This window comes from Streptomyces sp. E11-3 (assembly GCF_046540415.1).
In the GTDB taxonomy this organism is placed as follows: Bacteria; Actinomycetota; Actinomycetes; order Streptomycetales; family Streptomycetaceae; genus Streptomyces.
Genome location: NZ_JAZGRL010000001.1, coordinates 700,203 through 721,184, shown reverse-complemented (window position 1 = coordinate 721,184; position 20,982 = coordinate 700,203). Strand labels below are relative to the sequence as shown.

The following is a 20,982-nucleotide window of genomic DNA, read 5'->3' as shown; positions in this document are numbered from 1 at the left end:
CCCCCGCCCCCCCCCCCCCCCCCCCCCCCCCCCCCCCCCCCCCCCCCCACGGCCGCGCGCCGTTTCCCTGTTGCCTCGTACACGTATCAGGGACCCGTCATCCCCAGGCAGTTGAGGGAAAAGTGTCGTGCAGTTCCGCCAACAGGCCCTTTCCAAGCTGCAGTCACCGGAGGAAATCGATCTCCCGGTGCGTTTCGCCCGCCCGCAGGGCCTTCTCGTCCTGGCCGTCACGGTCGCCGTGATGATCGCCGCCGCCGTCTGGTCCGTGACCGGCACCGTGACCTCCACGGTCTCCGCACCCGGGATCCTCACGCACGGCCAGGGCAGTTATGTGCTGCAGACCCCTGTCTCCGGTCAGATCACCAGCGTGCTGGCCAAGGAGGGCGACCGTGTCGCCGCCGACGCGCCCCTGCTCAAGGTCCGTACGCAGGAAGGCGACGCCGTCGTGCGCACCATCGCCGCCGGCCGGCTCACCACCCTCGTCGCCACGATCGGCTCCGTCGTCACCACCGGCACCGATGTCGCCGCCGTGGAACGCGTCGACAAGGCGAACGACCCTCTGATGGCCGTGCTCTACCTGCCCGCCGCCAACGGATCCTCCGTGTCCGTCGGCGCCCGCGTGGACCTCACCGTCCAGTCCGTGGCCACCCAGAAGTACGGAGTGCTGCGCGGCCGCGTCAAGGCCGTCGGCCGCACCGCCGAGACCCGCCAGCGGATCACCGCCTTCCTCGGCAGCAGCCAGCTGGGCGAGCAGTTCTCCAAGGACGGCCAGCCCGTGTCGGTACTCGTCGAGCTCAAGCGGACGTCGCGCACCGAGTCCGGCTACGACTGGTCCTCCTCCCAGGGCCCGCCGTACGCCCTCGAGTCCATGGCCCTCGCCGACGGCTCCGTCCACCTGGCCGAACAGCACCCGATCGATTGGCTGCTGCCGTGACCACACAGCACAGCCGCCGTGGTTCCCGCCGCGCCACGCCCGCACCGGGACGACGGCAGGGCAACAACGGCCGCAGGCAGACCCCAGGCCGCAGGCAGACCAAGGGCAGCAGGCCCAAGACCGTCCGCACCCCCAGCGTGCTGCAGATGGAGGCCGTCGAGTGCGGGGCGGCCGCGCTCGCCATGGTGCTCGCCCACCACGGACGCCATGTCCCGCTCGAAGAACTCCGTATCGCCTGCGGCGTCTCGCGCGACGGCTCCCGCGCCAGCAACATCCTCAAGGCGGCCCGCAGTTACGGTCTGCAGGCCAAGGGCATGCAGATGGAGGCCACGGCGCTCGCCGACGTCCAGGGCCCCGCCATCCTGTTCTGGGAGTTCAACCACTACGTCGTCTACGACGGCACCGGCCGTCGGCTCGGCCGCCGCGGAGTGCACATCAACGACCCCGCCAAGGGGCGGCGGTTCGTGCCCGCGGAGGACTTCGACACCAGCTTCACCGGCGTCGCCCTGGTCTTCGAACCCGACCGGACCTTCCGCACGGGCGGCCGCAAGCCCGGCGTCATGACGGCCGTGCCCGCACGGCTGCGCGGCACCACCGGCACCCTGCTGGCCGCGCTGCTCGCCAGCCTGCTGCTCGTCGGAGTCGGCGCCGCCGCGCCCGCGCTCAGCCGCACGTACATCGACATGTTCCTGATCGGCGGACAGACCTCGCTGCTTGGGCCGCTGTTCGCCTCCCTCGCGACGCTGGTCGCGCTCACCGCCGTACTGACCGGACTGCAGCAGGCGAACCTGCTGCGCGGCCGCATCATCTCCTCCACCCTGGGCAGCGCCCGCTTCCTACGCCATCTGCTGCGGCTTCCGGTCACGTTCTTCGCCCAGCGCAGCCCCGCCGATCTCGTACAGCGGCTGCAGTCCAACGACGCGGTGGCCGAGACCCTGGCCCGCGACCTCGCGGCGGCCGCCGTCGACGGCGTCGTCGTCATCCTCTACGCCGCGCTGCTGTGGACGTACGACCCCCAACTCACCGTCGTCGGCGTGCTGATCGCGCTGCTCAACGTGGTCGCCATGCGGATCGTCATACGGCTACGGGCCACCCACACCCAGAAACTGCGCGCCGACAGCGCCCGGCTGACCAACACCTCCTACACCGGCCTCCAGCTGATCGAGACCATGAAGGCGACCGGCGGCGAAGACGGATACTTCCGCCGCTGGGCCGGTCAGCACGCCACCACACTCGACGTGCAACAGCGCCTCGGCGTCCCGAGCGCGGCCCTGGCCGTCGTCGCCCCGACCCTCGCCACGCTCAACAGCGCCCTGATCCTCTGGATCGGCGGACTGCGGGCCGTCGAAGGCCATATCTCCATCGGCCTCCTCGTCGCCTTCCAGGCGCTGGTGGCCCGCTTCACCGCCCCCATCACGCGCCTGAACGGCGTGGCAGGACGCATCCAGGACTTCGCCGCGGACGTCGCCCGACTCAAGGACGTCGAGAACTTCCCCGTCGACACGCTCTACCTGCGCGACGAGCCCGACCCGAGCACGCGGCGACTCAAGGGCCATGTGACGCTGGAGAACATCACCTTCGGCTACAGCCCGCTCGACCAGCCCCTGCTGGGCGGCTTCTCGCTCACGGTCGGACCGGGCCGCCAGGTCGCGCTCGTCGGCGGCTCGGGCAGCGGCAAATCCACCGTCTCCCGGCTGATCTCCGGCCTGTACACCCCCTGGGAAGGGACGATCCGCATCGACGGAGAGCGGCTGGAGGACATCTCCCGCAGCGCGGTCGCCGCCTCCGTCGCCTTCGTCGACCAGGACATCTTCCTCTTCGAGGGCACCGTGCGGGACAACGTGGCGCTCTGGGACCCCTCGATACCGGACGAGGCGGTCGTTGCCGCACTGCGGGACGCCGCCGTCCACGATGTCGTCACGCGCAGGCCCGAGGGCATCCACGGCCGGGTCGAACAGGACGGCCGCAACTTCTCCGGCGGCCAGCGCCAGCGCCTGGAGATCGCCCGTGCCCTGGTGCGCCGGCCGAGCATCCTCGTACTCGATGAGGTGACCAGCGCCCTCGACGCCGAGACCGAGCGGATCATCATCGACAACATCCGCCGACGCGGCTGCGCCTGTGTGGTGATCGCCCACCGGCTGAGCACCGTGCGCGACAGCGACGAGATCGTGGTCCTCGACCACGGAGCGGTCGTCGAACGCGGCCGGCACGAGGAACTCGTCGCCGCGCAAGGCGCCTACGCCCAGCTGGTCAAGGAGCACTGACGTGTCATCCGTATACCCGGCGGCCACCGGCCAGGAGACGACCGTCGCCGCGCACCCGGCCGACCCCGTCATCCATGCGCTCGGTGGCCTGGGCGCGCCCGTCGACTGCTCCGGGGTGCGCAGCCTGCACCTCGAAGGGCCGCAGGTGCTGTGGCTCGTGGTCGGCGGCTTCCTCGACCTGTTCGCGGTGGACGCCGCCGATGAGGGGCACTGGCACTTCCTGGGCCGCCTCGAACCGGGCACGCTCGTACTCGGTCCGGTCGCGGGCACGCGGCACACACTGGTGGGCCGCCCCTCGCAGGAGTGCCTGCTGCGCAGGATCGCGCTGCGTGAGCTGCACCAGGATCCGTACGCCCAGGATCCGTACGGCCGGGATCCGTACGCCCAAGACCCGTACGCCCAAGACCCGTACCACCAGGGCGCCTGGACCCAATTGCCCCAGTTGACCCAGCTGGAGCACGCCTTCTCACTCGGCGTCGGACGCAGCCTCTCCGTGCTCTTCGAGGCCCCGCTCGACGGCCGACCCACCGCCGACGCCGTCACGTCCGACGACGACATCCTGTGGATGCCGGTCGAACCCGGCAGCGTCAGCTACGCGGAGGGCGACCTGCTCGTCGACGGTGCCATGTGGCAGAGCATGGTGAACCAGCAGTACCGCCTGCTGTCCGCCGTCGACCAGTGGATCGAGCAGCTGGAGCGCGCCCACGAGGACCGCGCGGCAGCCGGAATCAAGGCGGGCGAGGACGTACGCGCACGGGCCGACGAAGCGCTGCTGGCCTCCATCGGCAAACGAGGGCGTGGCAGGGCGGACGCGGACGGCGACGACGTGGTGTTCGCGGTGTGCCGCCGGGTCGCCGACGCGGCCGGCATCACTCTGACCGAACCGCCGAAGAACAGTCCCAACAGTCCTCACAGCCCCAGCGGTCTTGAGGGCGAGCGCGTCACGCCGGTCGAACGCATCGCGATCGCCTCCCGGATCCGCACCCGCCCGGTGCGCCTCGACGGCAGCTGGTGGCGTACGTACAGCGGACCGCTCGTGGGCCATCGGGCGGCGTCCGGCGCCCCCGTCGCCCTGCTGTGGCGGCGCGGACGCTACGAGGCCATCAACCCGCTCACCGGATCACGCGCCCGCATCGGCAAGGACAACGCGGACGACTTCGAGCCGCGCGCCGTCATGTTCTACCGGCCGCTGCCCGAACGGCCCGCGAACATCTGGCGCCTGGTGCGGTTCAGCCTGCGCGGCACCCGCACGGACCTGCGCAACCTACTGCTCAGCGGCCTCGTCACGGTCGCTCTCGGCGCGCTGGTGCCGATCGCCACCGGCAAGGTGCTCGGCGTGTACGTCCCCAACGCCGAGACGAGCCTCATCGTCCAGGTCGCGGTCGCCGTCATGATCGCCGGAATCGTCTCGGCCGCGTTCATGCTGCTGCAGAATCTCACCATCCTGCGGATGGAGGGGCGCATCGAGAGCGCACTCCAACCGGCGGTGTGGGACAGGCTGTTGAGACTGCCGACCCGGTTCTTCACCGAACGCTCCACCGGTGAGCTGGCCAGCCAGGCCATGGGCATCAGCGCCATCCGCCGGGTCCTGTCGGGCATCGGACCGGTCGCCGTGCAGTCGAGCACGGTCGGCGCGATGAACGTACTGCTGCTGCTCTGGTACAGCGTGCCGCTGGCGCTCGCGGCCATCGGCATGCTGCTCGTCATCGCCCTCGTGTTCCTCGTGATGGGGCTGTGGCAGGTGCGGTGGCAGCGGCGGCTGGTGGAGCTGAGCAACAAGCTCAACAACCAGGCCTTCCAGACGCTGCGCGGCCTGCCCAAGCTCCGGGTGGCCGCGGCGGAGAGCTTCGCGTACGCCGCGTGGGCACGGGAGTTCGCCCGCTCCCGCGAACTCCAGCAGCGCGTGGGCCGGATCAAGAACATGACGACCGTGCTCGACGCGGTGTATCTGCCGCTGTGCTCGCTCATCATCTTCATGCTGCTGGCGGGCCCGGCCCGCGGCAGCATGTCGGCCGGTGAGTTCCTCACCTTCAACGCCGCCATGACCATGCTGCTGACCTCGATCACCCAGCTCACGGGCGTCCTGGTCTCGGGCGTCGCCGTCCTGCCCATGTTCGAGCAGGTGCGGCCGATCCTGGACGAGCTGCCCGAGGTGCGCGGGGCCAGCGCACAACCCGGCACGCTCTCCGGGGCGATCGAGGCCAAGAAGCTCTCGTTCCGGTACACCGACGACGGCCCCGCCGTCCTCGACGATGTGTCGCTGACCGTGCGGCCGGGGGAGTTCGTCGCCGTCGTCGGCCCGAGTGGCTGCGGCAAGTCGACGCTGCTGCGCCTGCTCATCGGCTTCGACAAGCCGGACACGGGAGCGGTGCTCTACGACGGCCAGGACCTGGCCGCACTCGACCGCGCGGCGGTGCGCCGCCAGTGCGGTGTCGTCCTGCAGAACGCGCAGCCGCTGACCGGGTCGATCCTGGAGTGCATCAGCGGTACCGAGACCTTCTCCCAGGACGAGGTCTGGGCGGCCGCGGAGATGGCGGGCCTGGCCGAGGACATCAAGCGGATGCCGATGGGGCTGCACACCATGATCGCCAACGGCGGCGCGATCTCCGGCGGGCAGCGCCAGCGGCTGATGATCGCGCAGGCGCTGGTGCGCCGCCCGCGCATCCTGTTCTTCGACGAGGCCACCAGCGCGCTGGACAACGAGACCCAGCGCAAGGTGATCGAGAGCACCCGCAGGCTGAGCGCCACGCGCGTGGTGATCGCCCACCGGCTGACCACCGTCATGGACGCCGACCGCGTGCTCGTGATGTCCGACGGCCGGATCGTGGAGGAGGGCCGCCCCGTGGACCTCCTCGCCGACCCCGGCGGGCGGCTGTACGAGCTGGTACGCCGCCAGTTGGCCTGACCACCGCGGGTCCACAGGCACGGCAGGCGCGGGGCCGGGCCCGGGATCGGTGTCGCGGCCACCCCTGACCTGGCTGACCACAGCCCACCCGGCCCCGGACCTGAGGGCGGGGCGCGCGGCCGCCTCCCGCGTCGGCACCGCCCACACGCACCCGTGGGGCCCGTCCCTTCGGCCCGGACCGACCGAGCGCCTGTCAAACGAGCGCCTCTCAATTCCCCTGTCAAATCCCCTGCGACGAGGGGCCGTTCGGCCCGTCACGGGAGCCGAGGAGCCCTGCCGTCCGTACACGCGCTGACGCCAGCATGGGGATTGCTCTACCACCGTCCGGGACTTCATCCGTCCCGCCCCATCGGAGGTGCCCGCTCATGTCCCGCCCCGTCACCGCCGGGATCGACGGCAGCGCCGCCAGCCTCGCTGCCGCCGCCTGGGCCGCCCGCGAAGCCGAACTCCGCGACACTTCGCTGTGCCTGGTCGCCGCCTGGCCCGCACCGGACGGCACCTCCTTGGCCCCACCGGGTGCGGCCGCCCGCCGCTGCTGGGCGGTCCGCTCCCTCGACCTGGCCGCGGACCGGCTGCGTGCCCGCCACCCCTGGCTGGACATCCGCACCCAGCTGTTGCACGCCACACCGCGCGAAGCTCTGCTGACCACTGGCGCCGACGCGGAGTTGCTGGTGCTCGGCTCCCGCGGCCTGGGCGGTATGTCCGCGCTCCTGCTGGGCTCCACCGGCGCGGGGACCGCCACCCGGGCCGACTTCCCCGTCACCCTCGTACGCCCCTCGCCCCACCCCGTCGAGATGCCCGCCGGGCCGGTGCTGCTCGCCCTCGACGCCAGAAGCCATGCGCAGGACGCCGTCATCGCCTTCGCTTTCGAGGAGGCGGCGCTGCGGGAGGTGCCCCTGCGCGCCCTGTACGCCTGGATGCCGAGCAACCCCGTCCGCTCGTATCCGGTCACGCCGTGGCAGTACGGCCACTCGGTCGGGGCCCGGCGCGCCGAGACCCGGCTGACCGAGGCCCTGCTGCCCTGGCGGCACAAGTTCCCGGACGTACGGGTGCAAGAGATCTGCCTCCAGGACGCCCCCTCCCGCGCCGTGGTCACCGCCGCACGGGAGGCCGGTCTCGCTGTGCTGGGCCACCGGGCACAGGCCGCCACCGGGTCCCGACTGGGCGCGGTGGCCCATGCCGCCGTACGCCACGCGGCGTGCCCGGTGTCCCTGCTCCCGTACACCTGACGCCGCTGCGGCCCGTGAGGTCGCCGATGGCCGCCCTGGTCGCCCTCGGCATGGGCGCCGCGTGGCTCGCCAACTTCGACCTGTTCGGAGCTTGGAACCTCGCCGTGCGCAATGACACCATCGGCACCACGATCACCGGGTTCCTCATCGCGGGCGGCGCGTACTTCTGGCACGAAGTGCTGCACTTCTTCGCCGGGGTGTCCCGCAAGTTCACCGACGAGGCCGCGGTCCTGGAAAAGGAGCAGCACCTGCGCAGGGTCGCCTGACCTCGGTCTGCTGAACGGCTGTGGACCAGTGGGTGACGCGCCCGGTCCGCGCGCCCCTCACTCACTGGTCCACTGCGCGGCAGTGTGCGGTGGCGACAGGCGATATCGGTCGGGGCAGGACCGAGCGTCCGATCCTGCGTGCTCTGCCGAGTGTTGTACCGCGTTCTCCCCGCGAACCAGTGCCGAACGGGCCATGCGGAATCCGGCCGTTGACCTGTGCTGGGCTTGAGCCGGGCCTGAACGGCCCCTTCTGAGTGCCCGGGTGGCGTCGCTACGGTCGGCGGCACGGCACGGATACGCCAGGCACAGCGGGCGCGAGGGAGTGTCATGCGTACGCACCACACCATCGGCACGGTGACCCGCAGGGTCATCGCGGACGACGGCGCACTCCTCCATGTGGAAGACACCGGCAGCCCCGGCGCGCGCGCCCGTGGCCGACCCCACGCCGGACTCACGGTCGTCTTCTGCCACGGCTTCATGCTCGACCGCACCGCCTGGCACTTCCAGACCGAAGCCCTGGCCCCTTTCGCGCGCGTGGTCCTGTGGGACCTGCGCGGCCACGGCCGTTCCGGCTGGGGCACCTCGGCACCGGTGTCCATCGACCGCCTCGGCAGGGACCTGCTGACGGTCCTGGAGGCGACCGCACCCCGTGGCCCGGTGGTGCTGATCGGCCACTCCATGGGCGGCATGGCGATCATGGCCCTGGCCGCCGTCCACCCCGAACAGTTCACCAGCCGCGTGGCCGCCGTGGGGCTGCTCGCCACCTCGGCCGGCGACCTCGCCGCCGTCCGCATGGGGCTGTCCCGCCCCACCGCAGCGGTGCTCCATCAGGTGCTGGTCGGCGGCCTGCCCGTCCTGGCGCGTGCTCCGGCCGTCGTCGACCCCACCCGCCGCTGGACCGGCGGCCTGGCCTTCCGCCTGACCCACCGCATGCTCTGCCGCACCTCGATGACACCCGCGGCACGACGCATCACCATCCACGCGATGGCAGGCGTTCCCATCCGTACCGTGGCCACCTTCTACCCGGTACTGATGAGCCACGACAAGCACACCGCCCTGACCGCCCTGGGCCACTGCCCCGTGCTGGTCGCCGTGGGCGCCGACGACCGCATCACCCCGCCCGCCCACAGCCTGGCCCTGGCCACGGACATCGCCTCGGCCCACCTGGCCGTCGTCCCGCAAGCCGGCCACCTGCTCCCGCTGGAACGCCCCGCACAAGTCAACGCGCTACTGACCGACCTGGTGGCGCGAGGCCGGACGCACGTTCACGAGGCGCGCTGGTACGCCTGATCGAGGTGTCGCGTGCTGCTTCACGCTGAACAGGCGACGAGCCGCGTGGCTTGCGATGTGTACCGCTCGGGCTAGTGTGCGCACGTGAACTTTCATGTCGTCATAGGTTTCGGACCCGCAGGGGCTGCCACTGCTCGGCTGCTGGCCGAACAAGGTCATTCAGTACGGGTTGTCACCAAGTCGGGCCGAAGCCCGGAACCCGGAATCGAGCATGTCGCGTGCGACGCGACGGACAGCGAGCGGCTGATCGAAGCCGTGCAGGGCGCGGCCGCGATCTACAGCTGTGCCGCGCCGCCCTACCATCACTGGGCCAGTGAATGGCCCCCGCTGGCCTCGTCGGCCTGCGCCGCAGCCGAGGCGACCGGGGCCGTACTGGTCATGCTGGGCAACCTCTACGGCTACGGCCCGGTGGACGGTCCCATGACCGAGGAGCTGCCGCTCGCAGCGACCGGCTCCAAGGGGCAGGTGCGCGCCGCGGCGTGGGAGCAGGCACGGAAACTGCATGAGCAGGGTCGTATCAAGGCGGTCGAGGTACGGGCCTCGGACTTCTTCGGACCCGGCGTGACCGATGGCGGCCACCTGGCCGGGCGGGTCATGCCACCGCTGCTGCGCGGCAAGCCGGTCTCCACACTCGGGAACCCGGACGCCCCGCACAGCTGGACCTATCTCCCCGATGTGGCCAGGGCCTTGGCCGAGGTCGCGGGCAACGAGCGGGCCTGGGGGAGGGCTTGGCACGTTCCGACGGAGCGCGCGCTGTCCGTACGGGAGATGGTCGACCGCCTTGCCGCCCAGGCGGGAACGGGGCCGGTCGCGGTGCGCAGGCTCCCGCCCGCCGTGCTGGGCGTGGCGTCGCTCTTCTCCCCGCTGATCCGTGAACTGAAGGAAATCCGCTACCAGTTCGACCGTCCGTTCGTCGTCGACTCAAGCGCGTACGAGGCAGCGTTCGCGGTACGAGCCACCCCCCTCGACGAGCAGGTCACGGCGACCGTGGACTGGTGGCGCGAGAGACTGGCAGCCACCAAGTGACATCGGTGACAGGGACAGATCCCATAGTGGACCCAAGGCAAGCGCGGTGTGACGACATCGCGATCGTAGGGATGGCGTGCCGGTTTCCGGGAGCGCGCGATGTGAACCAGTACTGGCGGCTCCTGACGGACCCGCGGGCACAGTTCGCCGGCATCCCTGACTCGCGGTGGCGCACCGCCACCTTCCTCAGCGACAACCTCCGTGACACCTCGTCGGCCTACACGGACACCATGGCGCTGCTGCCGGACGTCGACCACTTCGATGCGGCGCACTACGGCATCCCGCCGCGGCGGGCCAGGGCGATGGACCCCCAGCACAGGCTCCTGATCGACCTCGCCCGTGAGGCGATCCAGGACACGGGGTGGGAAGCCGACGGCTTCGACCGCGAGGAGACCTCGGTGATCACGGCACTCACCGAGAGCGGCTACCGCGAACTCAGCACCATGCAGATCCGGATGCGTCAGCTGGCCGGTGGCGAGTTCGGGGCGCGGGCGACCGACCCCCGGTGGCTGGAGACGGTCCGCGCGGTCGATGGCCTGCAGGGCACGTCCGTGGCCGGGCTCCTGCTCAACATGGGGCCGAACACGATCAGCTCGGTCTTCGATCTGCACGGCGAGAGCTATGCGCTGGACTCGGCATGCTCCGGTGGCCTCATGGCCGTGGCCAACGCCGTTCACGCGCTGCGCGCGGGCCGATCCCGCATCGCACTGGCGGGTGGCGCCCAACTGGTACTCGCCCCCGATCTGCTGGTGGGGCTGTGCCGGATCGGCGCCATCTCGCGCAGCGGCAGGTGCCTGCCGTTCGGCGCGGAGGCCGACGGCTTCGTCCTGGGAGAGGGCGCCGGGGTTTTGGTGCTGCGGCCCCTGGCCGACGCACTGGCAGCCGGGGACCGGGTCTACGCGGTGATCCGGGGTGTGGGAACGGCCAATGACGGGACCGTGCAGGGCGGTATGCACCCCCAGGCGGCCGGACAGCTCCGAGCTCTGCGCCGGGCCTACCGTGATGCAGGGCTGTCCCCGGACGCGGTGGGCTATCTGGAGGCGCACGGGACCGGGACGTCGGTCGGTGACCCCGTCGAGCTCGCCGTCCTGCGCGAACTGCGCGGTGAGCGGGCCACACCCGCCTTCCTCGGTGCGGTGAAGGCGGTGGTCGGGCACTCGCTCAACTCCGCGGGGATGGCCGGGCTCATCAAGTCGGTCCTGGCCGTGCAGCGGGGAGTGATACCGCCGCAGCCCGAGTTCGACCTGGCCGATCGCTCCGCCCTGGACGCCGCGCGGCTGACCGTCCCGACGACGCCGACCCGATGGCCACAGAACGGTCAGCCGCGGCGGGCCGGAGTGAGCGCGTTCGGCTTCGGCGGTACCGGTGTCCATATGGTGGTGGAGGAACACCCCACGACACCGGACCACCGGACACTGGATCACCCGGCATCGGACCGCCCGGCACCGGTTGGGGAACCGCATCTTCTGGTCCTGAGCGGCCGCGACCGGGCCGGGCTGGCCCGCCACGCCCGGGAACTGGCGCACACCATCACCGAGGACCAGCCGTCGCTGGCCGATGTGGCGGACACGCTGGCTCGCCGGGCTCCCCTCACGGAGCGGCTCGCCCTGGTCGCGGAGGACGCCGCCGACGCCGCCGCCAAGCTGACCGCGGCGGCCGCGGCCGTGGCGGCGGGCCGTACCGGAGATCTCGGGCCGGGGCAGGCGGTCGGCGCGGTGCCTCCAGGCGAACCGTCGGAGGTCGCCGTACCGGCGCCGGGGTCGCTGCCTTTGGCGGAACGCACGGCCGCGTTGGCCGGGCTCGCGGAGCGCGCCGCCACCGGCCCGGGGCTTCGTCTGCTGACGCAGCGCAGACCCCCGTGCACCCTGCCGCCGAGTCCGCTCGCCCCGCGCCGTCACTGGGTGGTGGACGAGTCGGCGCGCGAGGTGTCGGACCCGGCCGGACCGGTCGACTCGCCCGAGGCGGCGGCATCCGCAGGAGCGCCGGCATCCGAAGCGGCGCTGTTCGATGGCGTGTCCGCCGCATCCGTCGTGCTCGAAGAGGTGTCGCGGACCGGTGTCTTCCCTCTCTCCGACGTGAGCGAGCGGATGACTCTGGTGGCCGATCTCGGGTTCGACTCCCTGATGTTGCAGGAGCTGGAAGTCAACATCGGCAAGCGAATACCGGGCTTTCGAACCGAGGAGTTGTTCTCGCCCGAACTCACCGTCGGCCGACTGTGCGCGCTGGTCGATCCGGACCGCTCTCAACCGACGGCCCCCGCTGAACCGTTGCCCCGCCAGACGCTGTCCCGCCAGACGCCGCCCCGCCAGTCGCCGCCGGAGTGGAGCGCCGAGACGGCGAGCGTCGATGACTTCCCGGAGGTGGATCAGTTCGAGCAGCGCTTGAGTTCGATCGTCGGCAGTGGGGCGTCCTTCCCGTACTTCCGGGTCCATGAGGGCAACATCCGCGACACCACGGTGATCGAGGGCCGTGAGTACCTGTCCTTCGGAAGCTACAACTACCTGGGGATCTCGGGGCATCCGGCGGTCAACGAGGCCGCGCACCTGGCAGTGGACCGGTACGGGACCTCGGTCTCCGCGAGCCGGGTGCTCTCGGGTGAACGGGACCTGACGGTCCAGCTGGAGCGGGCGCTGACCGACTTCCTCGGTGTCGGGGACTGCCTGACGCTGGTGAGCGGGCATGCCACCAATGTCACCGCGATCGGGCACCTCGTCGGCGCGGGGGACCTCGTGCTGCACGACGCGCTCGCGCACGACAGCATCCTCCAGGGCTGCGCCTTGTCCGGGGCGGCGCGACGCCCGTTCGCCCACAACGACTTCGGTCAGCTGGAGAGCATGCTGCGGCTCAACCGGTCGCGGTTCCGGCGGGTGCTGATCGCCGTCGAGGGCGCCTACAGCATGGACGGCGACCTCGTCGACCTGCCCGCCGTGATCGAGCTGAAGAAGCGTTACGGTGCGCTGCTGATGGTGGATGAGGCGCACAGCATCGGCACGGTGGGCGAACACGGCCGGGGCGTGGGGGAGTTCTTCGGTGTCGACAGGTCCGACGTGGATCTGTGGATGGGAACCCTCTCCAAGGCCTTTGCCAGCTGCGGCGGTTACCTGGGCGGCTCGGCCCGGATGGTGCGCTGGCTGCGTCACACGCTCCCAGGCTTTGTCTACAGCGTCGGTCTGACTCCGGCCAACGCGGCCGCCGCGCTGACCGCCACCGAGTTGATCACCGCTGAACCACAACGGGTGCGTGCCCTGAGGCGGAACTCCGAGCTGTTCCTCGGCCTGGCCGCATCGGCCGGTCTGGCGACGGGCTCCAGCGCCGACACCCCGATCGTGCCGTGCATTCTCGGCGACTCGGCGCGGACCCTGCGCGTCGCGGACGGGCTGTTCGACCGGGGTGTGATCGCCGATCCGATCTTCCACCCCGCCGTGGAGGAGGGGCAGTCGAGGCTGCGGTTCTTCGTCACCAGCGAGCACCGTGAGGACGACATCCGACGGGCTGTCTCGATCCTGGCCGAGGAGGTGGCATCCGCCGGGGCGTGCGTGACTCGTGTCAGATGAGCGACTCACGTCAGATGAGCGACTGACCTCAGATAAGTGACTCATCTCAGATCAGGGTGCGTTCGATCCGGCTGAGCGTGGCGCTCTTTCCGGGACTGCCGCCCTGTTCTGCTTCCGAGCCGGGGGGCATGCCCTGCCGCTGCTCGGGGTCGCTCATCCGTTGGGAGAGCAGGTAGGCGATGATCTCGGCCTCCTGTTCCTGAACGTCGTCGTAGGTCGCGCGCAGGAGCATGTCACGTACGAGGTCGGGGTCGAGGTTGGGGAAGAGGAGGCGGGCGGCCGCCTCGTCCAGCCCACCTGCCCCGCGATGGCAGCAGATGATGTGGCCCAGCTCGTGCAAGATGATGTGCTCCTGATGCGCGCTGGTCGTGTTGGCGTCGTAGAAGATGAGGTCCTCGTCGCGTGCGGCGACCCACATGCCGCACGGATGCGACGAGGGCATCTGCATCGGGACCAGCGTGATCGGACGGTCGCGCACCTCGCCGAGGTGGCGGCACAGTTCGGCCACGTCGGTCACTTCAGGGAGGTCCAGTGCGGCGATCCGCTGGGCGCCGGCCTTCCGGAGCTTCTTGATCTGGCTACGGCGGTCCTGATCGGCCGACCGCTCCTTCCGGGTGCTCCTCATGCGGGCTCGGTGGGGCCGGACGTATCGGTGGAGCCGGTGGAGCCGGTGGAGTCGGCGACGGGCGGCAGGCCCTGCATCTGCCGGTACTGGTCCATGATGGTCGTGATGGCCTGGAGGTTCTCCTTCTTCATCCCGGCCGCCCGCATCGCCACGGCACGGACCCCGGACTGCCGCAGTGCCTCGATGGCGGCGATCTCGCTGAGTACGGACTCGGCGACCTTGTCGTCGAAGAAGTAGGCGACCGAGACGCCGAAGAAGCGAGCCAGGGCGGCCAGGAGGTCAGGTGAGGGGTTGGAGCGCTTCCCCGTCCGCAACTGCGACAGATACACACCCCCGACCTTGAGTTCGGGGTTGGCCCGCTTCAGCTCCTCCGCCACCTCGGCATTGGTCCAGTGCCTGCCCTTGGGGCGAACTGTCTTGAACAGGTCGTCGAGGCGCACTGCGAGCAGGGGCCGGTCGTCGGCCTCGGTCTCAGTCTCGGTCATGGTGAATCGTCCTCCCGTCACCTCCTCGGCATAGCCCTTGGCTATACGTCAGTTTCACAGATTAGCGGTCAGTTGACAATTGGCCTGAACTCCGCCAACGTTGGGTCTCGCCGATAGCTGCCAGCTAACTCGACTCACGGGGGTCGCCGAGTTGGCCGACGGCGAAACGGAATGGCCCGGCCCTCGGGGGATGGGCCGGGCCAGTCCGGGCGGGAGGCGCCCCTCCGGCCCGACAAAAAGCGGGGGATACGGGGGATACCCGCCCGGTTTGACGGGGGATGCAAACCGGGCGGGAGCTCTCAACTCGCGGTGCCGAGCTTACTGTAGGCGGCCGCTACCTGGGTGAGCCAGGCGACTTCCGCCGTGAAGTTGTCCGTATCGCGGTCGTCGAAGTCGCCGGCGTCCTTGTTGTCGTGGGGGACGCTGCCGGTCTGCTTGGCGAGCAACGCCTGCTTGATCTGCGCCGCTTCCGTGAACGCCTGCCGCCACTCCTCACTCGCCTCCGCGCCGGGTCCGCCGAAGCCGTTGGTGGTGCGGTCGATGTACGGGCGCAAGTCCCGCCACCCGTCGCGTATTTCGACGACCCGCCGGTGGAGGCGGTAGTCGAGGTCGGAGACCGCGCCGCCCGGCGGCTCCAGGGCGATGTCCGGGGATGACTCGTACAGGTCCCGCCAGAGCGGGTAGAGCACCCGGTACGAGCGGTAGGTGCGGGCCCACTCCAGGAGTCTGGTGGCCGACGGGGCCCAGGCCGACATGGTCAGGCTGAGCGAGAGGATCACGATGCCCGTCGCGCTGAAGATGTTGGAGGCGAGCTTCCAGACACCGATGTCGATCCCGGCTGCCGAGGTGAGGATGTTGACCGTCCTCGCCAGGGTGTAGAGGAAGAGGACCACCGCGGCGACGGAGAGCATCCGCAACGCCTGCCGCAGCGAGGCGTTGTCGGTCATCCGGGCGTACGGGCCGCACTGGCGGAAGATCGTGACGCACGGAACCGCCTGGGACACGATGAAGGCCAGGAGGTACGTGAGCACCAGCGGCTGGCCGCTGCCGGTGTCGAAGTCCGAAGCGGGTCTTCCGGGGCCGTCGGCGAGGAGGAACAGGGCCGTCAGGAGCACGTTGAGGGTGATGCCGGTGATCAGCCAGTAACGGGTCTTCCGGACCGCTTCCTCGTCGGCGGCCGCCCACCGCAGCAGGATGATCTGCGCGCTCACGCAGAAGGCGACCGCCGACAGGTGCATGGCGAGGATGGCGAGGTTGCCGACGCCCAGGAAGCTCCCGCCTCCCATGGCGACGGCACCCATGGTGAAGGTGAGGCACTGGAGCAACAGCGTGGCGATCAGTGCGCGATACGCGCTGTCCTGCCAGCTGCGCCGTGCCTGGCACAGCCGGTAGACGAGTGCCGCGTACGACGAGAGCGCTGCTATGACGAAGCAGAGGGTTCTGGTGGTGTTCACGTCCTGGTTTTCTGCACGAGCCGCGGATGCGGCGGGCGGTTCAGTCGGTGTTCTCGCCCGAGGGGACCACGAGGCCGATGCTCTCGGCCGCCACGGCGATGGCGTAGTCGAAGAACGCGGCCTGGTCCCTGACGCTGTCGTGGGTACGGCTGAAGACCTGGAACACCAGGAGGCCGATCAGATTGCTCCACAGGACGATGCCGCGCTCGATGATGTCCGAGAAGGGGGCCTCGGGCACACCGCCGAAGGCCTCCACGGCTGTCGGCAGGAGCAGCGGCGGGCCGGGCACCGTCCGCCGGGGCGGGGTGAGTTCACCGTTCTCAAGCGCCGACCGCACGATGCCGGCGAGTACCGCGGGGGTGCGTGATGCGGCCGGGACCGTGTCCTGCGGGGCGTGGTAGCCAGGCACGGGCGAGCCGTAGATCAGCGTGAACTCGGCGGGGTTGTCGAAGGACCACTGGCGCAGCGCGCGCGTGACCGCGAGGAGTCGTGCGCCCGCCGAGGCATGGGCCTGCGTGGCGGCCCCATCGGCCTGCTCCATCGCGGCGCCGGACGCGTTGTAGGCGTCGATGACCAGTGCGGTCAGCAGGCCGTCCCGGTCCGGGAAGACGGCCTCCACATCGGCGACGGCAAGACCGCTGTCCCGCGCCACGGCATCCAGGGACAGCCCACCGGCCCCCAGCTTCACCAGCTGTTGACGCGCGGTGTCCTTGATCACCGCTGCCAGTTTCGGGTTGTCGGCGGTCGAACTTGTTGCGGAAACGTCCATGCCGGAACCGTACCGGTCACCCACAACACCCGTCAGTGCAGCCTCTTGAGCACCCGGGCCATGCGATCTGATCCGGCCACCGGGAGGGCCGCGGGCGGATGCCCGCTCGCGACGGCTCGGTCTGATGGTCGCGCGAGACGTGACGTGGCCCGAAAAGCGAGCTTGGCCGAAATTACCCTTGTGTCAGGCTGCGGCTATCACTTGGGGGGCCGGTTCCATTGCGCGGTTAGGTTAGGCTAACCTCTCATCCGTGCAGGTAAGTGAAGAGACCACCGCGGCCACGCGCACCCAGGGTCATGAGCTGTCGGCCACGGGTGTCACCGTGGCGTACGAAGGCGTCGATGTCGTACACGACGCCTCGATGACGCTGCGGCCAGGCGAAGTGACCGTCCTGGTAGGGCCGAACGGCAGCGGGAAGTCGACGCTGCTGCGCACGCTCGCACGGCTGCAGCGGCCCAGGACGGCCACGCTCACCCTCGACGGCGACACCGACGGTCTCGCGCTGAGCCCCCGTGAGTTCTCGCGCCGCGTCGCCCTGCTCACCCAAGGGCGCCCCACGCCCAGCGGGCTGACCGTGCGGGACGTCGTCGAGTTCGGCCGCTATCCGTACCGGGGCCGTTGGGGCAAGGCCGACCCGGACGGACCGGCCGCGGTGGACCGGGCGCTCGCCATGACCGGCGTGGACGAGCTCGCCGAGCGCGGGGCCGAGCATCTGTCCGGAGGGCAACTCCAGCGCGTATGGCTCGCCGGCTGCCTCGCCCAGGAAACGGGCGTGCTCCTGCTCGACGAGCCGACGACCTACCTCGATCTGCGGTACCAGGTCGAACTCCTCGACCTCATGCGGGACCTGGCGGACGAGCACGGGATCGCCGTCGGCGCCGTACTGCACGACCTCGACCAGGCCGCGGCGATCGCCGACCGGATCTTCCTGCTCGACGCGGGGCGGGTCATCGCGCACGGCGGCCCCGAAGACGTACTGACGCCGCAGCGGCTGACCCGTACCTACGGCATTCGAATCGAAGTCGAAACCGACCCGCTCACCGGACGGTTGCGCACCCGCGCCATCGGCCGGCATCACTCGCGAAGCGAAAGGCTCAGCACCACCTCATGAGACGCCTCATCCTCACCGCGGCGGCCGCGACCGTCGCGGCCCTGACTCTGTCCGCCTGCGGAACCACCGAACCCGCCAACGACGCCAACGACAGCAAGAAGGGCAGGGAGCCCATCAACCTCACCGACGCCACCGGCGCGAAGGTGAAGCTCGACGGACCCGCCAAGAAGGTCGTCGGCACCGAGTGGAACGTCGTCGAGAGCCTGATCTCCCTGGGCGTCGACCCGACCGGTGTCGCCGACGTCAAGGGCTACAAGACCTGGGACACCGCTGTCCCGTTGAAGAACGACCCCAAGGACATCGGCACACGCGGCGAACCGAGCATGGACACCGTCGCGTCCCTGAAGCCCGACCTCATCGTCGCGACCACGGATCTGTCGGAGGCTGCCGTGAAGCAGCTGCGCAAGGTCGCCCCGGTCCTCGCGGTGCGCCCCGCCGATGCCGCCGACCCGATCGGGCAGATGACCGACAACCTCGACCTCATCGCCAAGGCCACCGGCACCACGCAGCAGTCCGCGAAGCTCAAGAAGGACTTCGAGGCGAAGCTCGCCGAGGGCAAGAAGGCGCTCGCCGACGCCGGCCTCGCCGGCGCCGAGTACGCCTTCGCCGACGGCTACGTCACCGCCAACCAGGTCTCGATCAGGCCCTTCACCAGCGGCTCGCTCATCGGAGCGGTCAACGAGAAGCTCGGCCTGAAGAACGCCTGGAAGGTCAAGGGCGACAAGAGCTACGGCCTCGGCGCCACCGATGTCGAGGGTCTCACCAGGCTGGGCGACGACGTGCACTTCGCCTACATCGGCAACGACAGCGACAAGAGCAGCACACCGTTCACCGGCGCCCTGGCCAAGGACAAGGTCTGGACGTCGCTGCCGTTCGTGAAGAAGGGCAACGTCCACCGACTGCCCGACGGCGTCTGGATGTTCGGCGGCCCCGAGTCGATGAACCAGTACGTCGACTCCGTCGTCGCCGCTCTGACGAAGTAACACCATGGCCGTCACCGCGACCACCCCCGCCACCCGTCCGTCGACAGCCGCGTCCCGTGCGGGTGCGGCCGCGGTGACGGCCGCACTGGTCCTCCTCGTCGCCGCTCTCGCGGTCGTGGACATCACCCAGGGCACGTCCGCCGTCGGCGCCCCGGAGGTGTGGCGGGCGCTCACCGGCCGGTCCGACCCGGCCGACGCGTCCGTCGTCATCGCCTCCCGGCTGCCCAGGATGGCCGCCGGGCTGCTGGTCGGCGCCGTACTCGGCATGGCGGGCGCCGCGCTGCAGGCGGTCAGCAGAAACGTCCTAGCCTCGCCCGACACCCTCGCCGTCAACGCGGGCTCGTACCTCGCCCTCGGTCTGGCCGCCGCCACCGGCGTCTCGCTTCCGCTGCTCGCCTCCTCCGGCGTCGCGTTCGCCGGCGGCCTCGCGGCAGCGGCCGTCGTCCTCGGACTGTCCGGCCTGGGCGCCGGAACGGTCCGGCTGGTCCTCGCCGGCAGCGCCCTCACCCTCGGCCTCACCGCGGTCACCGAGGGGCTGCTCCTGCTGTTTCCCCAGCAGACGGAGGGTATCTACAAGTGGAACCAGGGCAGTATCGCGCAGAACGGCTTCGACGGCGTGCTGCAGATGGCGCCGATCGGCGTCGTCGGCCTCGTCGGCTTGGTCCTTCTCGCGCGCAGGGTCGACGCCCTGGCACTCGGCGACGACGCCGCGCGTGGCGTCGGCGTTCCGGTCCGCGCCACGCGCGTCACCGCTGTCGTGCTGGCGGCCCTGCTCTCCACGGCCGCCGTCACCCTCGCCGGACCCATCGGCTTCGTGGGCCTGTGCGCTCCTGCCCTCGTGCGCCCCCTCGCCCGCAGGTTCCGCGCGTTCACCCGGTCTCGTACGCGCCTGCCGTTGGCCGGTCTCACCGGCGCGGCCCTGGTGCTCGGCTCCGACGTGCTGCTGCGCGCCGTCGTATCGGCGGACGTGGCGGTCGCTGTGCCGACCGGCGTCGTCACCAGCCTGGTCGGCGCCTTCTTCCTGATCGTCATGGCCGCGCGGGTCCGGGACACGGCCGGAGCCATCCCGGCCGACCGGCTTCGCATCCGGAGCAGTGCCGTCTTCGTCGTCACGACGGCCGTTCTGGCGGTCGTGCTCGTCGGCGTGACGATTGCCGCCGTGCTCATCGGAGACAGCAAGCTGCTGCTGGGCGACGTAGTGAACTGGGCGCAGGGGCAGGCCGGCCAGACCGTCGCCTTCGTACTCGACACCCGGGTGCCCCGCGTCCTCGCCGCCCTTCTCGCGGGTGCGGCGCTCGCTCTGGCCGGGACACTCATCCAGGCCGTGACCCGCAACCCCCTTGCCGAACCAGGTGTCCTGGGGGTCACGAACGGCGCCGCGGTGGGCGCCGTCCTGCTCGTGACGACGGTGCCCATGGCCGGATCGTGGAACGTGGCCGCCGGTGCGTTCGCGGGCGCCGCGATCAGCTCGGTCATCGTCTTCGGGCTGGCCGCGCGAGGCGGGTTCCAGCAGAACCGGCTCGTCCTCGTCGGGTTCGGCGTCGCCACCGGGGCCTCGGCTCTGATCAGCCTGCTCATCATCCTCACCGACCCGTTCAACGCGACGAAGGCGCTCACCTGGCTCTCGGGCTCGACCTACGGGCGGTCCCTGCCCGACGTGGTGCCCCTCGCGGCCGTCCTCGCCATGGGCATGACCGTCGCGGTCATGCGGCGCACCGAACTCGACCTCGTGTCGATCGACGAGGACACCCCGAGGCTGCTCGGGCTGAATCTGGGCCGCGGACGCCTGGGCTTCCTCGTCCTGAGTGTCCTGCTGAGCGCCACCGCTGTGGCCGCCGCCGGCACGATCGGCTTCGTCGGGCTCGTGGCACCGCACGCGGCCCGGGCCCTCGTGGGGCGGCGGCACGCCCGGGTGGTGCCGGTCGCGGTGCTCCTCGGAGCCATCCTGGTATGCACCGCCGACCTGGTGGGCCGAACCGTGATCGCGCCGGCACAGCTCGGCGCCGGACTCATGACGGCCGTGATCGGCACGCCGTACTTCCTCTATCTGCTGGTACGCGGTCGCCGAACGGGGACATAGACGCCGC

Annotated in this window: 15 protein-coding genes; 11 read left to right on the top strand and 4 right to left on the bottom strand. The window is 70.6% G+C overall.

Going from position 1 to position 20,982, the window contains the following annotated elements:
- Window positions 1-127: 127 nt before the first annotated feature.
- The 8 genes from U9R90_RS03185 (at window position 128) to U9R90_RS03150 (ending at window position 13,468) form a co-directional block, all read left to right on the top strand.
- Window positions 128-934 carry an HlyD family efflux transporter periplasmic adaptor subunit gene (locus tag U9R90_RS03185; RefSeq protein ID WP_411054821.1) on the top strand — a complete coding sequence of 269 codons (807 nt, stop codon included), beginning with the start codon at window positions 128-130 and terminating at the stop codon, window positions 932-934.
- Window positions 931-3,198 (top strand): NHLP family bacteriocin export ABC transporter peptidase/permease/ATPase subunit, encoded by a 2,268-nt coding sequence (locus tag U9R90_RS03180; protein WP_411054820.1) that lies wholly within the window; start codon window positions 931-933, stop codon window positions 3,196-3,198. Before U9R90_RS03185 ends, U9R90_RS03180 begins: the two co-directional genes overlap by 4 nt.
- Window position 3,199: 1 nt before the next feature.
- The gene (locus U9R90_RS03175; protein ID WP_411054819.1) at window positions 3,200-6,103 is read left to right on the top strand and encodes an NHLP bacteriocin export ABC transporter permease/ATPase subunit; all 2,904 of its coding nucleotides are present in this window, start codon (window positions 3,200-3,202) and stop codon (window positions 6,101-6,103) included.
- Between the two features lie 365 nt (window positions 6,104-6,468).
- Window positions 6,469-7,332 carry a universal stress protein gene (locus U9R90_RS03170; RefSeq protein ID WP_411054818.1) on the top strand — a complete coding sequence of 288 codons (864 nt, stop codon included), beginning with the start codon at window positions 6,469-6,471 and terminating at the stop codon, window positions 7,330-7,332.
- Between the two features lie 26 nt (window positions 7,333-7,358).
- A complete protein-coding gene (locus U9R90_RS03165) occupies window positions 7,359-7,598 on the top strand; it encodes a hypothetical protein (protein WP_411054817.1) in 240 nt (79 codons plus the stop codon).
- Window positions 7,599-7,925: 327 nt separating this feature from the next.
- Complete coding sequence (locus U9R90_RS03160; protein ID WP_411054816.1) at window positions 7,926-8,888, top strand: alpha/beta fold hydrolase; 963 nt, start codon at window positions 7,926-7,928, stop codon at window positions 8,886-8,888.
- Window positions 8,889-8,972: 84 nt separating this feature from the next.
- On the top strand, window positions 8,973-9,914 hold the full coding sequence (locus tag U9R90_RS03155; RefSeq protein ID WP_411054815.1) for an NAD-dependent epimerase/dehydratase family protein: 942 nt from the start codon (window positions 8,973-8,975) through the stop codon (window positions 9,912-9,914).
- Between the two features lie 71 nt (window positions 9,915-9,985).
- Complete coding sequence (locus U9R90_RS03150; protein ID WP_411054814.1) at window positions 9,986-13,468, top strand: aminotransferase class I/II-fold pyridoxal phosphate-dependent enzyme; 3,483 nt, start codon at window positions 9,986-9,988, stop codon at window positions 13,466-13,468.
- A gap of 46 nt (window positions 13,469-13,514) precedes the next feature.
- Here U9R90_RS03150 and U9R90_RS03145 read toward each other — a convergent pair whose 3' ends face one another.
- From U9R90_RS03145 to U9R90_RS03130, 4 genes are all read right to left on the bottom strand, one after another.
- Window positions 13,515-14,093 (bottom strand): ImmA/IrrE family metallo-endopeptidase, encoded by a 579-nt coding sequence (locus U9R90_RS03145; protein ID WP_411054813.1) that lies wholly within the window; start codon window positions 14,091-14,093, stop codon window positions 13,515-13,517.
- The gene (locus tag U9R90_RS03140) at window positions 14,090-14,578 is read right to left on the bottom strand and encodes a helix-turn-helix domain-containing protein (RefSeq protein WP_411054812.1); all 489 of its coding nucleotides are present in this window, start codon (window positions 14,576-14,578) and stop codon (window positions 14,090-14,092) included. The genes U9R90_RS03145 and U9R90_RS03140 overlap by 4 nt, the downstream gene beginning before the upstream one ends.
- A gap of 299 nt (window positions 14,579-14,877) precedes the next feature.
- Window positions 14,878-16,032 (bottom strand): MAB_1171c family putative transporter, encoded by a 1,155-nt coding sequence (locus U9R90_RS03135; RefSeq protein ID WP_411054811.1) that lies wholly within the window; start codon window positions 16,030-16,032, stop codon window positions 14,878-14,880.
- A gap of 40 nt (window positions 16,033-16,072) precedes the next feature.
- Window positions 16,073-16,801, bottom strand: coding sequence for a TetR-like C-terminal domain-containing protein (locus U9R90_RS03130; RefSeq protein ID WP_411054810.1), 729 nt, complete (start codon window positions 16,799-16,801; stop codon window positions 16,073-16,075).
- A gap of 250 nt (window positions 16,802-17,051) precedes the next feature.
- On the opposite strand from U9R90_RS03130, the gene U9R90_RS03125 reads away from it, so the two are divergent.
- The 3 genes from U9R90_RS03125 to U9R90_RS03115 are packed head-to-tail and all read left to right on the top strand — an operon-like array spanning window position 17,052 to window position 20,975.
- Window positions 17,052-17,912, top strand: a complete 861-nt coding sequence (locus U9R90_RS03125; RefSeq protein ID WP_411054809.1) for an ABC transporter ATP-binding protein — start codon at window positions 17,052-17,054, stop codon at window positions 17,910-17,912.
- The gene (locus tag U9R90_RS03120; protein WP_411054808.1) at window positions 17,909-18,895 is read left to right on the top strand and encodes an iron-siderophore ABC transporter substrate-binding protein; all 987 of its coding nucleotides are present in this window, start codon (window positions 17,909-17,911) and stop codon (window positions 18,893-18,895) included. Before U9R90_RS03125 ends, U9R90_RS03120 begins: the two co-directional genes overlap by 4 nt.
- A 4-nt stretch (window positions 18,896-18,899) precedes the next feature.
- Window positions 18,900-20,975: an iron ABC transporter permease gene (locus U9R90_RS03115; protein WP_411054807.1), complete on the top strand. Its 2,076-nt coding sequence runs from the start codon at window positions 18,900-18,902 to the stop codon at window positions 20,973-20,975.
- The last annotated feature ends 7 nt before the right edge of the window (window positions 20,976-20,982 follow it).

Coding starts and splice junctions, on each gene's coding strand:
- U9R90_RS03145 (WP_411054813.1), bottom strand. CDS start 14,093: ATGAGGAGCACCCGGAAGGAGCGGTCGGCCGATCAGGACCGCCGTAGC.
- U9R90_RS03115 (WP_411054807.1), top strand. CDS start 18,900: ATGGCCGTCACCGCGACCACCCCCGCCACCCGTCCGTCGACAGCCGCG.
- U9R90_RS03150 (WP_411054814.1), top strand. CDS start 9,986: ATGGCGTGCCGGTTTCCGGGAGCGCGCGATGTGAACCAGTACTGGCGG.
- U9R90_RS03165 (WP_411054817.1), top strand. CDS start 7,359: ATGGCCGCCCTGGTCGCCCTCGGCATGGGCGCCGCGTGGCTCGCCAAC.
- U9R90_RS03120 (WP_411054808.1), top strand. CDS start 17,909: ATGAGACGCCTCATCCTCACCGCGGCGGCCGCGACCGTCGCGGCCCTG.
- U9R90_RS03140 (WP_411054812.1), bottom strand. CDS start 14,578: ATGACCGAGACTGAGACCGAGGCCGACGACCGGCCCCTGCTCGCAGTG.
- U9R90_RS03130 (WP_411054810.1), bottom strand. CDS start 16,801: ATGGACGTTTCCGCAACAAGTTCGACCGCCGACAACCCGAAACTGGCA.
- U9R90_RS03170 (WP_411054818.1), top strand. CDS start 6,469: ATGTCCCGCCCCGTCACCGCCGGGATCGACGGCAGCGCCGCCAGCCTC.
- U9R90_RS03160 (WP_411054816.1), top strand. CDS start 7,926: ATGCGTACGCACCACACCATCGGCACGGTGACCCGCAGGGTCATCGCG.